The sequence below is a fragment of the Paenibacillus popilliae ATCC 14706 genome, assembly GCF_000315235.1.
Taxonomy (GTDB): Bacteria; Bacillota; Bacilli; order Paenibacillales; family Paenibacillaceae; genus Paenibacillus_B; species Paenibacillus_B popilliae.
Genome location: NZ_BALG01000219.1, coordinates 1 through 12,247 on the forward strand (window position 1 = coordinate 1; position 12,247 = coordinate 12,247).

Below are 12,247 nucleotides of genomic sequence, written 5' to 3' on the forward strand. Positions count from 1 at the left end.
GGAGGTGGAAGTGCAGCAATGCATGGAGCTGACCAATACTAATCGGTCGAGGGCTTATCCTAAGTTTGATGATTTTACTTTCGCATTCAGTTTTTAGGGTGCAATGCCTTATTTATTATATATTCCCTGATAGCTCAGTTGGTAGAGCACTCGGCTGTTAACCGAGTTGTCACAGGTTCGAGTCCTGTTCGGGGAGCCATGGAGAGATGTCCGAGTTTGGCCGAAGGAGCACGATTGGAAATCGTGTAGGCGTCACAAGCGTCTCGAGGGTTCGAATCCCTCTCTCTCCGCCAGTTATGGCCCGTTGGTCAAGCGGTTAAGACACCGCCCTTTCACGGCGGTAACACGGGTTCGAATCCCGTACGGGTCACCATTGCACCTTATGGCTGGAAAAAGTTAAGGGTTGAAATTAACCTTAACAATCTGTTAGACTATATTAGTCGTTACATTATGGACGCTTAGCTCAGCTGGGAGAGCATCTGCCTTACAAGCAGAGGGTCGGCGGTTCGATCCCGTCAGCGTCCACCATATATCGCGGGGTGGAGCAGTTCGGTAGCTCGTCGGGCTCATAACCCGAAGGTCGCAGGTTCAAATCCTGCCCCCGCAACCAACCTGGAGCTGTGGTGTAGAGGCCTAACATGCCTGCCTGTCACGCAGGAGAACGCGGGTTCGAATCCCGTCAGCTCCGCCATTATTTTTATATGATTAGGCTCGGTAGCTCAGTCGGTAGAGCAGAGGACTGAAAATCCTCGTGTCGGCGGTTCGATTCCGTCCCGAGCCACCATAATAGATTTATGCCGGTGTAGCTCAGTTGGTAGAGCGGCTGACTTGTAATCAGTAGGTCGTGGGTTCGACTCCTATCGCCGGCACCATTGTGGAGGATTAGCGAAGTGGCCAAACGCAGCAGACTGTAAATCTGTTCCCTTACGGGTTCGGTGGTTCGAATCCATCATCCTCCACCATACATAGGGGCATAGTTTAAAGGTAGAACAGCGGTCTCCAAAACCGTTAGTGTGGGTTCAATTCCTGCTGCCCCTGCCAATCCAGTATTTTTACAATGTGGCGGTCGTGGCGAAGTGGTTAACGCATCGGATTGTGGTTCCGACATTCGGGGGTTCGATTCCCCTCGATCGCCCCATAATTTTGGGGATTAGCCAAGCGGTAAGGCAACGGACTTTGACTCCGTCATGCATAGGTTCGAATCCTATATCCCCAGCCATTTACGCGGACATAGCTCAGTGGTAGAGTATCGCCTTGCCAAGGCGAGGGTCGCGGGTTCGAATCCCGTTGTCCGCTCCAGATGGCGCCATAGCCAAGTGGTAAGGCAAAGCTCTGCAAAAGCTTTATTCCCCAGTTCGAATCTGGGTGGCGCCTCCAACTCTTTTTTTCTGAATGATATGTGCTCTTAGCTCAGCCGGATAGAGCGTTTGACTACGAATCAAAAGGTCAGCAGTTCGAATATCTTAGGGCACGCCAGATTAACTTTATATGCCGGTGTGGCGGAATGGCAGACGCGCGCGACTCAAAATCGTGAGCGTAAGTCGAAGAAATAACTGCTGAAGCCTTGGTATGATTGAGTTGTTTGTAAGATGTTTCAAAAGTTCTCCCCTGTAGTTCTCTCCTTCTTCTCAAAGGAAGAACATAAGTGCAGATGAGATATATAGTGTGCCGATGTGGTGGAATTGGCAGACACGCCGCACTCAAAATGCGGTGCCGAGAGGCTTGCCGGTTCGAGTCCGGCCATCGGTATACCAAAAGGGTTATAAGATTGCTTTTCGGAGCAGCTTTATAATCCTTTTTTTATGCAAACTTGTTTAAATTTTTATTCGTTTACTCATTGCCTGAGCAGATGAGATTTTTGTGCTATATTCAAGGTGTGAATAAATGTTTGCTGTAGTTACGTAATCATTGTGACCTAGCCACTCCTGAACTTCCTTCATTCCTATACCGCTGGCGAGTAATAGACTGGCACAGCTATGGCGGAGGTCGTGATACCGGATACGCCTAAAACCGTGTCTGCTCAGCAAAATGGGGGAATTCTGCGTAATGTAGCCTGGTTTAATACGCTGCCCTAATTCATTGTTATTCTTTTTGGGACGTTCCACGAGATCAGCAGGATTCGCCGTAATCAGTTTTGTTTTCACAGCATATTGAAGGGCTTTGCGGATGTTAGCGTGGTAATGAATTACCGTATATGAAATTAATACAACAAATGAAAAGTTATTATAGGCATCCGAGCGAAATATAGTGAGCGGCTTTCCAGTCTTGACCACGTAGCTTTGCAATTGTAGCCCTACTCATAGCATCAATGGGACTTTCGCATACATATACCCGTTTTCTGTCGGGATTTCCGCATAGATGAAACGGATAACTTTTGTCCGAATACTCTCGATCTTGTTTGAATGGCTTGTTGAGAGTGGTCCCACGCATGGAGCAATACCGTGCAGCTCCATTTTGGTCATATCCAACAAACACACAGTTGCCCGTTTTGTCCTGCTGATACAACTTTTTTTCATGCATGAGTAATGAGACAATTTCAGGTGCTATTCTGCGTACTTGAGTTAAATACCACGCAACCCGTCTGTAATTTGGAGCTTTATCGGGAAGGATGAGTTGTCCTCGTTCTTTCATAGAAGAAGTAACAGCCTTTTGAGGCAGCTCCAATTCCAGCAGATAAGCGACAGCTTTTTTAAAGATCATCCTGCAAAAATGCATGGCAAAATCAATCGTTCCGCCATATGTGTTACTGGAAAAGTGAAAGTACCGATTGCTGTCCTTAAAGAAGTAAAGACCTCCGCTTTGTTCGGCATGATACGCGCGGCGGCCGCCGTTCTCAAGTACATAACCCTGTGATTTTGCGAACTCGATCAAATTTACCTGATTGGCTGATTTGATTTGCTCTTTGGTAAATAGGGTATGTTGTGCCATGAATGTATCCCTCCATTCGTTGTTTAGGAAGGTGGGATCGTATAATATAATTAGGAGTTTGGAAAGGAGTAGATGGGATGTCTTTAGATGTGAATCCAGAAACGGTGCATCAGCGACATGATACCTCCTACCGTTTTTTGCTCTCCAGTAAAAAGTTGTTCGTTGAACTACTCCGTTCTTTCATTCATAAAGGCTGGGTAGAAGCGGTGGACGAGGAACATGTTCAGGAAATTCCCCATTCTTTTGTTCTCCAGGATTTCAAGCTCCAGGAGGCGGATTTGGTCTACCAGGTGAAGCTGAATGGCCAAGATGTTGTATTTTATTTGCTCCTGGAGATGCAGTCCAGTGTGGATTTTCGGATGCCGTATCGGTTACTCTTGTATCAGGTGGAAATTTGGCGCTATTTATTGCAAAATGAAGATGACGCTTTGTCGAACCGGAAAACATTTCAATTGCCGCCGATTATTCCGATAGTGTTGTATAATGGAAGGCAAAAGTGGTCAGCGGAGGTGGAGTTCCGCAAGCTGCTTGCTAACGAAAACCTGTTTGGTTCGGAGTTGCTTAATTTTGAATATTTGCTTATAGATGTTGCACGCTATACAGAAGAAGAACTATTATCGTTGTCAAATACGATAGGCTCCGTCTTCTTGCTCGATCAGACGGAAGACCAGGAGCAGTTATTGAATCGGCTTGGCAAACTGATGAATACGATTCAGCAGATGCCGGCGGATAGTCAGCAGAAATTTGGCGCTTGGATGACCAACATTCTATTGCAGAAGTTGCCGGAGAATGAGCCAAGCTTGCAGCAGTTTATCCAAAACGTGAAAGGAGATGCTTCATTCATGGGACTGGAAAAAATCTTGGACGATATCGAACGCAGAGGGCAACACAAAGGTGAGCAAAAAGGCAAAGAAGATGTAGCCAAACAGTTAATACGAATGGGAATGGATGATTCATCCATTGCCCAAGCTACCGGATTTGCTATTCAAACCATTGAAGATTGGCGTAAGCAAGCTTATTAATTTCCGTTCCTTTGGAGCAGTTTCCTTTTTTTGTAAACTAATGTTCCATTTCTCTGTGTTCTCCCAAATCCTCCTTCTGTTGTACTTCTTCTGGATCATCCAATACTGTTGCTTGCTCTTGCAATTCCTTAAATTCCAATGCGGAGTTGATTTCCGACTGCTGCACTACAAATTGACTTAGCCGATCTTCAAATTCAAGGAACCTAATAGAATGCGGACTTCGCCGCGGCGTACCTGCTCAAACAATGCTTCACGCGCAGCGTCTGTATTGACATCATGAATAAAGGCGATTTCCTGCTCTGGAATACCGCGAAGAATCAATTGGGATTTCATTTCACCATATACATTGAACTGCTCTGGTTTTGGAGTGCCGCTGTCGCTGAAAATAACTTGGGTGAGCCGAATCGCCTGCGTCTCCTTCCAAATATCAAATACGTTATTAATGCAAAGGTTCAGCTTGGACATCGGATCAGCGGGGGCGTCCCCATGTACCAGGCGTGGGTCAATGGACATCAGCTTGGCTTCGTGTGTCAACTTGAGCATGTTGTCTTCCTTGGCATCGACCTCATTGTTCCGAATTTTCTCGGCTCGTTCAACGAGTTCATCCATCATCTGCTCTTGGTAGGTGGAGCGGTCACTGACGACGACGCTGGCTTTATCGCCTTCCAACCTTGGAACGGGGAGCTTGAGCATATCAGCGGTTTGAATATCGGGTACGAGACGAAACATGCTCATCAGCTCCGGCATGTTATGGAACTTGGCAAAACGGGATTTCATGCGTTAGCCGCTGCCTTCGGGCGTAATTTCTAGGGAAGAAACGACCTCGCCAAACGTTGCGGCCCAATTATCGAAAAAGTTCAGTCCCAGCTTTTGCAGTAAATGAGGTTGTAGGCATGACATACATCTCGGACATGCTGTTGCTAATCGGTGTACCGGTAGCAAAAACCACCCCGCATCCTTGATTCATCTCCTGCAAGTATGGCGGTTCGGTTGAAATGGGGGAGGGTACACTTGCTTTAGTTATCGTGGTTTCAGAATGATGTCGTTCATGACCAGTTCCTCGGCTGTCGATTTGATCTGGTTCAGGTGGCGAGTCCGTTCCAATGTATCGTCCGTCTGTGGCATGGGCTGAAGGAGAAGCAATTGATCGGTCAATTGTTCCATCGGATTCAGTGCCTCCTGTTCGACTTGATGTATTTTCGTCATCAGGTTGCCTTCCATTTGAAGAATTTGAAAGCGTTGCGGGTGATGATTCTGCAGATGATTCAGCGCCAGCCGCCCGAATTTTCCCAGGGGCTGTTGATCGGTTGTCGCTTCGTTCGTGATTTGCAGGTTCGGATAGAGCAATCCGTCCACTTCGTGATACGTCAATGTCGGTTTGTCGGGATGATTCATGAGCTAAGCTCCTTTCCTGTTCCATAATTTTTACGTAACGGGCAATGTCTGTGAGCGACTTAGTGCCGGTGTGCCTTGTTGGAAATCACAGACGGCAATGCTCTTTTCGCCTTTTGTCACATAACGGCCTAGCAGATTCCATAACGATAGGGGAGCCAGCATGGTCGCATCCGGACGCTGGGCATAAATGAGTAAGCTGTTGTCAAATGAGTATTTGTAGATGGATGCAGCAAAGTGTAGGTATTGTTGCCAGATGTCTCCGCTAGATGTGATGTCGCTAATTGAGGATGAGTACAGGTGACGTAAGGGCTGAAGGCGGCTCATGACAGGCTCTCCTTTCTGGTTGGAGTTAGACAGGCATTATATGATTCAGGCTTTGTGTTCATAGGAAGATTGATGATCTGTCTCTGTTGGTGGAAAGGCAAAGTACAGTTGTTCCAGAGTGTGGGAATATTCCGCATAACGCAGCTTGATCGCTTCAAAAAAGTAAGGCATCAGTCCAATATCAAATAAATGATATGGACTGTAATGGCGGGGATGATCCCGACCTGTTTCAGCATCTCCGGTATAGCCGTTGTACAGGTTAAAGGCAAGACGAGTCATTTTTACAGACGCGCTGGTCTGCCAACCTTGTTCCAGTGCCTCCAAACGAATTGCTTGTTCTTCGTAATCATACAGATCACGGATATGTTGGCGAGTTTGTGGCGTAAGTCCAAGGACATAGAAGAAAGCCTGACGGTACGGATCGTGTTGGCTGTGGGTCATGCGAAGATTGCCCTCGTAAAACTGCTCATGCTCAATGTCTTTAATGATCACCGGGAAGTCAGACTGGCTCTGAATTCAACACAAAAACCCGCAAAATTCTACAAGGCTTTTCGCGGGTTTTATATTCTTCTTATTGGACTTAACTTCTGCTCTTGTCGCCATAGCATGCGCGACTCAAAATCGTGAGGGAAACCGTGGAGGTTCGAGTCCTCTCACCGGCACCAGTTTTAAACACCAAAACACCTGAAGGTTATATATATGAATATTAGGAGTAAAGATAGTAAGGATTGAGTATCCTACTATCTTTTTTTTATAAATTACAAAATAAATTATGAGACAGAACCCTCCAAAGCTTAAAACCATGATTGCTTTTAGTCTTAATCGTCTAGTTCTCTGGTTTGGTGGTTTACTCCTGTTAGGCTACTTATCCCACCGTATGTGTTTTTTTGTAAGATGCAAAATTCGTCTCACGGCTTTTTTGCACGTTTTGTATATGCAAAAAAACATGAAATGAAGTTTCCACGAACAATGGGGAGAATATTCAATAGTTGATATGTTTTTTTGTTTCATTAGAAAAAAATAAGGGTGTTCCAACGATTGTTGAAAAATTGTATAATAATCATATTAACATATTACAAAATAAACAGCCTATAGAAGAAGCCTTGCTTGAATGTTCTGGCAAAGCTTCTTTATTATGATGTATGTTCTATGCATCTAAAAACGGGTTTATTCTGCCTTGGGACTCTCGGCGCCGCCCAATACGGTTACTGCGGATGGAGCTTCGGCCGAGACAGGGGAGCGCTTCGGTTGTACAGAGCCTGTTCTATTCGTTAGGTGCTGAATCATTTTTTCAACATCAAGCCCCGATACATCCTTCAACATTTGCGGAGCCGTCGCCATTAATTGGGTTACATAGTTGCTGATGCGGGCCGCCCCTTCTCCGTTGCCGGTATCTACGACAGTCAGCTTGTCGATCTGCTGCAGCGGCTCGGCAATCTTGCCGGCCAACTCAGGCAGCATCTTCATGGCGATATCGAGCACCGCTGCTTCGCCGAATTTCTCGAACGCTTCGGCGAGCTTCTGCTTCGCTTCGGCTTCCGCCAGACCGCGCAGCCGGATGACTTCGGCTTCCGCGGTTCCTCGTGCCCGTTCGGCGTCTGCTTCCGCCATACCGGCGAGACGCTTCTGTTCCGCCATCGCCTTCGCTTCCGCTTCGATTCGATACTGCATCGCATCGGCTTCGAGCACGCGCTTCGATTTCTCAGCTTCTGCAGATTGAACGACGGCGTAACGCTCCGCGTCTGCTTTTTTCTTCACTTCGGCGTCATACTGCTTCTCGCGGCGCAAAATTTCTTTGCCTTCGAGGTCGATTTCCCGCTCTTTCCGAACGAGCTCGACCCGCATTTGCTCCTCGACGACGCTTTGCTTAGAACGGGCTTCCTGGACATAATAAGCTTGGTCGGCTTCCGCCCGGGCCATATCCTGATCCTTTTTAAAGGAAGCGACCTTTAATTCCTTTTCTTTGGCCGCTTCGGCGATATTCGTATCACGCAGCAGCTCGGCTTTCATTCCTTGCTCCTCGGCGTTGGCCTTCTGTATGCGCGAATCTCTCATCGCTTCGGCTTCCGCAATCTCCGCGTCGCGCTTCACGGCCGCAATTCGCGGCTTCCCGAGCGCATCCAAGTATCCGTGCTTGTCACGAACATCCTTGATGGTGAAGGAGACGATCTGAAGTCCCATCTTCTTCAAATCTTTGGCGGCCACGGCCTGCACTTCCTGCGCAAAACGGTCGCGGTTACGGTATACTTCTTCGACGGTCATCGATCCGAGGATGGCCCGCAGATGGCCTTCCAATACTTCCTGCGCTTCACTTTTGAGCGCATCCGTCGGCTTGCCGAGGAATTGCTCGGCTGCTGTGGCGATATCTTCAACCGAGCTGCCGACTTTGATAATCGCAACGGCGTCGGTCATAACGGGAACACCTTGTTCGGTATATACTTCCGGTGTTGTCACATCGAGCTTATGAGATAATAAGGACAAGAATTGCGACTGTTGAAACACCGGCAAAATAAATGCGCCGCCACCGCGGACAATTTTCATCTTGCGCCCCGTTTCATCGGCGTTGACATTTTTGGAACCGAGATACGTTCCGGTCACGATCATCGCCTCATCCGGGCTGACCGTCTTGTAGCGGGCCCAGAAGGCGAGACCCAGCACGAGGATGACGCCGATTACAATCACCGGCACCATGATCGCTTCAGTGAATTCCATAGCATACAGCTCCCTTTTCTATGTAAATTTGTAGTAAAACCATAAGTCATGAGCGTATTTCTGAATCAGTTGTCATCTTGGAGGCTGAGCATTTCCCTCGTTAGAGGGGATACATATAGCGTGTCTTCAACGACGTTGATGACCACAACCGTTGTTCCGAAAGGAATGCTGTCTTTTTCGAAGGAGGCGGCAATTTGATTCGTCAAGCCGACTCCGATTCGCAATGTCACTTCTCCGTACCCGACGGAAGGAATTGAAATGCTGACTTCTCCGACTTTGCCAATCAGGTCCTGAATGGAGAAGCCGGTAGAGCTCTCTGTATTGTGCATCGGGCGAATATAGAGGAAATACATAAGAAGGCAGATAACGAGCGCGCCGGCAATAGCGACCACAAGGATGAGCGTGGACTGCCAAGCCGTATAACGGTTCAACAGAATGCCGAGTGCGCCAAAAGCCGTCAGACCGCTCACGAGCACCGTCGGCTGCAGAAAAGGCAGCCCGTCTCCGAAAATGGAATCAAGCGCAAGGCTCAATATTTCCCCGAATATCAAGGTAACAGCGGAATATAAAATACCGAAGATGAACAGACCCCAAAACAACGTTTCCATAGCATTGCTCCTCTCGCCTGCCGGCATCAGGCCCGAAAGTTCGGAAAGATTCCTAATTTATAGTATATACGCTGGAGCACGTACGGAGTTTCAAATTATCTTCCCTCCAGTCCTGGTGACCTTAGGGCGGTATGCCCCCCCGACCTGAGTCCAGTACAAAAAACCGCCCCCAGCCTGTTTTGACCAGAAGGGGAATTTCCTAAAATAAAGACATAAGCAACGGATAATGAAAGGTGGTGACAAAGCGAATGCCAATGAAAAAAGGCAACTCGTTCGCTATTATCTTAATCGCATTGGGAGCGTTCATCCTGCTCAGCAGGTTTGGAGTTCACTTGGGAAGCTGGTTTGGCTACTTGTTCCCGATTCTGCTGATTGTACTCGGTTATTATGGAGTCAAGGCAGGGAACTCGTTCTTTGGATGGATCTTCATCATATTGGGCTCCATCACACTCATCGGCAAGCTATCCTGGCTCATCGGCATTTTCATCGCCATCGGAATGATTGTGTTCGGTATCTCCATGCTGAATAACAAACGAAGCGGCGGTCATTACTGAACAGCAGACAGCAATGGATTTGGATGAAGGAGGGACAGAGCGACATGAGCAATATTTTAAAAAGGGTTCGCGACATTACACTGGCAACACTCAATGAGCGGCTGGACAAAGCGGAAGACCCTGTCCGGTTAATCGACCAATTCCTTATGCGCACTCGGCAGGACATCGCAGAAGCGGATCGCTTATATCAACAGTATGTCGTGCATGCGAATCAGATGAGACATCAGATGAATCAGGCCAATGAAATGAGAGAGCGTCGCGAGCAGCAAGCGATGCTGGCCTTGAAGGCGGGAGAGGAAATCGCCGCTAAGATTGCGCTCCAAGAAAAGTTGATGCATGACGAGAAAGCGCGGCAGTACGAGGATCTCTACAATAGAAGCAAGCAAGCCATCCTGGAACTGGAAGAACAGTTGAACATATTGAAGAGCGAATATCAGACCGTCTATGACAAGCGACAGTATTATCTCGCTCGAATGCAGAACATACGACTTCAGCAGCTAATGAACCAACGCTTTGGCCAATACGGCTACGGACAGGTGGATGGCATATTCCGCCGACTGGAGGATCGCGTATCCGACATGGAGTGGGAGAATACAAGCCTTCAGGAGGTGCGCCTCTCCAGCGGAACATCGCCTTATGGGGGCAATCCCGAAAGAGATATTGCACTGCAGCGCGAGATGGAACGTCTGCGCAAGAAATTGGATACTGCGAAGGAGTGACATGAACCATGAAAAAAAAATTGTACCGTTCGGTTCGTGACCGGAAGATCTGCGGTGTACTCGGGGGAATCGCTGAATGGTTGAATATGGATGCGACGCTGCTTCGCGTACTGTTCGTCCTGGGTGTGTTCTTCACGGCATTCTCCCTGATCCCCGTCTATTTCATCGTAGCGCTTGTGATTCCAAAAGAACCATTTACAACATATGGATCCTATCATTACGGTGGAGGATCGTTTCATCATACGAACGGTTATTACGGAAATGACGGTAGCTACCCCGGCGGAGGGTACAACGGCTACCATAGCGGCCGGAACGATTACAGCAGCTCTGGATCCTACGGATCGAAGCCGAACGGAAGTAAAAATCAATATGAATCTTCTATCGATTCGATGATGGATGATATTGAAAGAAAAGCAATGCGCAAAGAAATTCAAGAACTTCGCGAGAAAATCGCAAAATACGAGAAAGGGGATAAATAAAATGGGAGTATTCAAACGAATTAAAGATATGACGAAAGCGTCGATTCATGAAATGTTGGACAAGGTGGAAGATCCGGTAGTTATGCTGAACCAATATCTGCGCGACATGGAACAAGAGATTCGGGAAGCCGAAGTGACGGTAGCGAAGCAAATGGCAAGCGAGCGCCGCATCAAGCATCGCTACGACGAAGCGATTCGGATGGTGGATGACCGCGAAGCCCAGGCTGGGCGCGCGCTCGTATCCGGTCATGAAGATGCGGCCCGCAAATACCTGGAAGAAAAATTGTACTACGATCAAAAAGTTACCGAATATGCAGAACTGCATGCCCAAGCGAAAGCGCAAGCCGATGAGCTGATGCAGCAACTGCATTCGATGAAGGACGAGTTCTACAAGCTGCGCAACAAGCGCAATGAATTGGCTGCTCGTGCCCAAATGGCCAAAGCCCGCAAGCAAATGGCTTCCATTACAAGCGTACACAGCATCGAATCGGGAGAAGCTTCCCACGGCTTCCAACGCATGGAAGAGAAGATTATGCAGCTTGAAGCGGAAGCGGAAGTCATTCGTGTACCGTACGGCGGATATGCCGCCACGACCTACCAACCGCCGGTTGATGTAGAGAAGCAAATGAAAGTCGACGAGCAATTGGAAGCATTGAAACAAAAATTAAACCGCAGCGAATAACCTCTTGGGACTTGGACGCGGTTATGATATCCTAACTTAGGAGCTTACGGCGATGCCCTTGCATCGCCGTTACGTTTCGTTATGACGTTATGCGGCACAACGTCTATCGATTCTGCGACAGGAGGTGCGTCATGATAAAGGGGAACAATCGTTTACTTGCATATTTGCTCATTATCGCGGGACTGTTTATTCTGATTGGCAAATGGATTAGCTTCGGAACCTTTGTCGCCCTGTTCATGCTGTACCTCGGTATTAGCAAAGTAAGATCCGAGGAGCTTCGTCTCGGCTATATTTTGCTCGGTATAGGGGGAGCTATCCTGTTGTTGGAGCATCTGATGCTGTTTGTCGGCATTATTCTCATATCGCTCGGTATTTTTTATTCCCGAACCCGCCATGAACAACAAAACGAATGGATGCAGAAGCGTCCCGATCTGACCGCGAATCTGAAATGGGATCGGGAGCCGTTCCATCTGCACAGCCAGAGCTTGTGGCATGTCATCGGAGAAAGCGACATCGACTTGTCGCTCGCGATGATGGAGGAGCCGGAGACGACGCTCTTGTTCCAAGGCGTGCTCGGAGATATGGATATTTCCATTCCTGATGACATCGGAGTCGCAGTGGAAGCTTCTGTCTTGTTCGGACAAATCAATGCGGGCCAGCAACGGGAGACCGGCTTGCTCAAAAAATGGAACTATACTTCCCCGAATTATGAACGGTCGGAGCAGCGGTTGAAACTCCGCATCTCTTATATCGTAGGAGATATTGATATCCGATTGCACACGTAAGACGGAAAAGATGCTGCAGAAAGGAGATGCAGGTCGGCA

The 12,247-nt window shown here is 48.0% G+C and carries 14 protein-coding genes and 16 tRNA genes; 22 read left to right on the forward strand and 8 right to left on the reverse strand.

The features are described from left to right. Positions 1-123: 123 nt before the first annotated feature. From PPOP_RS13585 to PPOP_RS13660, 16 genes are all read left to right on the forward strand, one after another. Positions 124-199, forward strand: a tRNA-Asn gene (locus PPOP_RS13585). Between the two features lies 1 nt (position 200). After that, positions 201-293, forward strand: a tRNA-Ser gene (locus PPOP_RS13590). Positions 294-298: 5 nt separating this feature from the next. Further along, positions 299-373 (forward strand) — tRNA-Glu (locus PPOP_RS13595). Positions 374-452: 79 nt separating this feature from the next. Beyond that, positions 453-528, forward strand: a tRNA-Val gene (locus tag PPOP_RS13600). A 5-nt stretch (positions 529-533) separates the two neighbouring features. Beyond that, positions 534-610, forward strand: a tRNA-Met gene (locus PPOP_RS13605). Between the two features lie 4 nt (positions 611-614). After that, positions 615-691, forward strand: a tRNA-Asp gene (locus PPOP_RS13610). Between the two features lie 17 nt (positions 692-708). Further along, positions 709-784: transfer RNA gene (locus PPOP_RS13615), tRNA-Phe, on the forward strand. A gap of 12 nt (positions 785-796) precedes the next feature. Beyond that, positions 797-872, forward strand: a tRNA-Thr gene (locus PPOP_RS13620). A 4-nt stretch (positions 873-876) separates the two neighbouring features. Continuing rightward, positions 877-962, forward strand: a tRNA-Tyr gene (locus PPOP_RS13625). Between the two features lie 5 nt (positions 963-967). Then, a tRNA-Trp gene (locus tag PPOP_RS13630) sits at positions 968-1,041 on the forward strand. Positions 1,042-1,062: 21 nt separating this feature from the next. Then, a tRNA-His gene (locus PPOP_RS13635) sits at positions 1,063-1,138 on the forward strand. A gap of 6 nt (positions 1,139-1,144) precedes the next feature. Then, positions 1,145-1,219: transfer RNA gene (locus PPOP_RS13640), tRNA-Gln, on the forward strand. A gap of 5 nt (positions 1,220-1,224) precedes the next feature. Beyond that, positions 1,225-1,299: transfer RNA gene (locus tag PPOP_RS13645), tRNA-Gly, on the forward strand. Positions 1,300-1,302: 3 nt separating this feature from the next. After that, a tRNA-Cys gene (locus tag PPOP_RS13650) sits at positions 1,303-1,377 on the forward strand. A 22-nt stretch (positions 1,378-1,399) separates the two neighbouring features. Further along, positions 1,400-1,476 (forward strand) — tRNA-Arg (locus PPOP_RS13655). A gap of 191 nt (positions 1,477-1,667) precedes the next feature. Continuing rightward, positions 1,668-1,749 (forward strand) — tRNA-Leu (locus tag PPOP_RS13660). A 65-nt stretch (positions 1,750-1,814) separates the two neighbouring features. On the opposite strand, the gene PPOP_RS25460 is transcribed toward PPOP_RS13660, so the two are convergent. Continuing rightward, complete coding sequence (locus PPOP_RS25460) at positions 1,815-2,273, reverse strand: tyrosine-type recombinase/integrase (protein ID WP_306304723.1); 459 nt, start codon at positions 2,271-2,273, stop codon at positions 1,815-1,817. Then, positions 2,224-2,928, reverse strand: coding sequence for a DUF3991 domain-containing protein (locus PPOP_RS13665; RefSeq protein ID WP_006287087.1), 705 nt, complete (start codon positions 2,926-2,928; stop codon positions 2,224-2,226). Before PPOP_RS13665 ends, PPOP_RS25460 begins: the two co-directional genes overlap by 50 nt. Before the next feature lie 77 nt (positions 2,929-3,005). Between PPOP_RS13665 and PPOP_RS13670 the strand changes: the two genes are divergently transcribed. Beyond that, on the forward strand, positions 3,006-3,950 hold the full coding sequence (locus tag PPOP_RS13670) for an Rpn family recombination-promoting nuclease/putative transposase (protein WP_006287088.1): 945 nt from the start codon (positions 3,006-3,008) through the stop codon (positions 3,948-3,950). Positions 3,951-4,127: 177 nt separating this feature from the next. Here PPOP_RS13670 and PPOP_RS13675 read toward each other — a convergent pair whose 3' ends face one another. The 6 genes from PPOP_RS13675 to PPOP_RS13700 form a co-directional block, all read right to left on the reverse strand. After that, entirely contained in the window at positions 4,128-4,727 is a 600-nt protein-coding gene (locus tag PPOP_RS13675; protein WP_042228906.1) for a hypothetical protein, read from the reverse strand. A 243-nt stretch (positions 4,728-4,970) separates the two neighbouring features. Beyond that, positions 4,971-5,345, reverse strand: coding sequence for a TnpV protein (locus PPOP_RS13680; protein ID WP_006287090.1), 375 nt, complete (start codon positions 5,343-5,345; stop codon positions 4,971-4,973). A gap of 30 nt (positions 5,346-5,375) precedes the next feature. Then, positions 5,376-5,669 carry a hypothetical protein gene (locus PPOP_RS13685; protein ID WP_006287091.1) on the reverse strand — a complete coding sequence of 98 codons (294 nt, stop codon included), beginning with the start codon at positions 5,667-5,669 and terminating at the stop codon, positions 5,376-5,378. Positions 5,670-5,714: 45 nt separating this feature from the next. Then, positions 5,715-6,161 (reverse strand): DUF6075 family protein, encoded by a 447-nt coding sequence (locus PPOP_RS20735; protein ID WP_006287092.1) that lies wholly within the window; start codon positions 6,159-6,161, stop codon positions 5,715-5,717. A 675-nt stretch (positions 6,162-6,836) separates the two neighbouring features. Continuing rightward, the gene (locus PPOP_RS13695; protein ID WP_006287093.1) at positions 6,837-8,381 is read right to left on the reverse strand and encodes a flotillin family protein; all 1,545 of its coding nucleotides are present in this window, start codon (positions 8,379-8,381) and stop codon (positions 6,837-6,839) included. 65 nt (positions 8,382-8,446) lie between these two features. Beyond that, the gene (locus tag PPOP_RS13700) at positions 8,447-8,989 is read right to left on the reverse strand and encodes an NfeD family membrane protein (RefSeq protein ID WP_006287094.1); all 543 of its coding nucleotides are present in this window, start codon (positions 8,987-8,989) and stop codon (positions 8,447-8,449) included. A gap of 248 nt (positions 8,990-9,237) precedes the next feature. Here PPOP_RS13700 and PPOP_RS13705 point away from each other — a divergent pair, with 248 nt between their 5' ends. From PPOP_RS13705 to liaF, 5 genes are all read left to right on the forward strand, one after another. Next, positions 9,238-9,543, forward strand: coding sequence for a LiaF transmembrane domain-containing protein (locus tag PPOP_RS13705; protein WP_006287095.1), 306 nt, complete (start codon positions 9,238-9,240; stop codon positions 9,541-9,543). A gap of 44 nt (positions 9,544-9,587) precedes the next feature. Continuing rightward, on the forward strand, positions 9,588-10,262 hold the full coding sequence (locus PPOP_RS13710; RefSeq protein WP_006287096.1) for a PspA/IM30 family protein: 675 nt from the start codon (positions 9,588-9,590) through the stop codon (positions 10,260-10,262). A gap of 8 nt (positions 10,263-10,270) precedes the next feature. Beyond that, complete coding sequence (locus PPOP_RS13715) at positions 10,271-10,741, forward strand: PspC domain-containing protein (protein WP_006287097.1); 471 nt, start codon at positions 10,271-10,273, stop codon at positions 10,739-10,741. 1 nt (position 10,742) lies between these two features. Continuing rightward, positions 10,743-11,423, forward strand: coding sequence for a PspA/IM30 family protein (locus tag PPOP_RS13720; protein WP_006287098.1), 681 nt, complete (start codon positions 10,743-10,745; stop codon positions 11,421-11,423). A 131-nt stretch (positions 11,424-11,554) separates the two neighbouring features. Then, positions 11,555-12,208 (forward strand): cell wall-active antibiotics response protein LiaF, encoded by a 654-nt coding sequence (liaF, locus tag PPOP_RS13725; RefSeq protein WP_006287099.1) that lies wholly within the window; start codon positions 11,555-11,557, stop codon positions 12,206-12,208. Positions 12,209-12,247 lie beyond the last annotated feature (39 nt).

What these genes read in the sequence shown, in the direction of transcription:
- PPOP_RS13680 (WP_006287090.1), bottom strand. Translation starts at nt 5,345, where the DNA reads ATGAATCATCCCGACAAACCGACATTGACGTATCACGAAGTGGACGGA.
- PPOP_RS13720 (WP_006287098.1), top strand. Translation starts at nt 10,743, where the DNA reads ATGGGAGTATTCAAACGAATTAAAGATATGACGAAAGCGTCGATTCAT.
- PPOP_RS13715 (WP_006287097.1), top strand. Translation starts at nt 10,271, where the DNA reads ATGAAAAAAAAATTGTACCGTTCGGTTCGTGACCGGAAGATCTGCGGT.
- PPOP_RS13685 (WP_006287091.1), bottom strand. Translation starts at nt 5,669, where the DNA reads ATGAGCCGCCTTCAGCCCTTACGTCACCTGTACTCATCCTCAATTAGC.
- PPOP_RS13675 (WP_042228906.1), bottom strand. Translation starts at nt 4,727, where the DNA reads ATGAAATCCCGTTTTGCCAAGTTCCATAACATGCCGGAGCTGATGAGC.
- PPOP_RS13710 (WP_006287096.1), top strand. Translation starts at nt 9,588, where the DNA reads ATGAGCAATATTTTAAAAAGGGTTCGCGACATTACACTGGCAACACTC.
- PPOP_RS13700 (WP_006287094.1), bottom strand. Translation starts at nt 8,989, where the DNA reads ATGGAAACGTTGTTTTGGGGTCTGTTCATCTTCGGTATTTTATATTCC.
- liaF (WP_006287099.1), top strand. Translation starts at nt 11,555, where the DNA reads ATGATAAAGGGGAACAATCGTTTACTTGCATATTTGCTCATTATCGCG.
- PPOP_RS13695 (WP_006287093.1), bottom strand. Translation starts at nt 8,381, where the DNA reads ATGGAATTCACTGAAGCGATCATGGTGCCGGTGATTGTAATCGGCGTC.
- PPOP_RS13665 (WP_006287087.1), bottom strand. Translation starts at nt 2,928, where the DNA reads ATGGCACAACATACCCTATTTACCAAAGAGCAAATCAAATCAGCCAAT.
- PPOP_RS13670 (WP_006287088.1), top strand. Translation starts at nt 3,006, where the DNA reads ATGTCTTTAGATGTGAATCCAGAAACGGTGCATCAGCGACATGATACC.
- PPOP_RS13705 (WP_006287095.1), top strand. Translation starts at nt 9,238, where the DNA reads ATGCCAATGAAAAAAGGCAACTCGTTCGCTATTATCTTAATCGCATTG.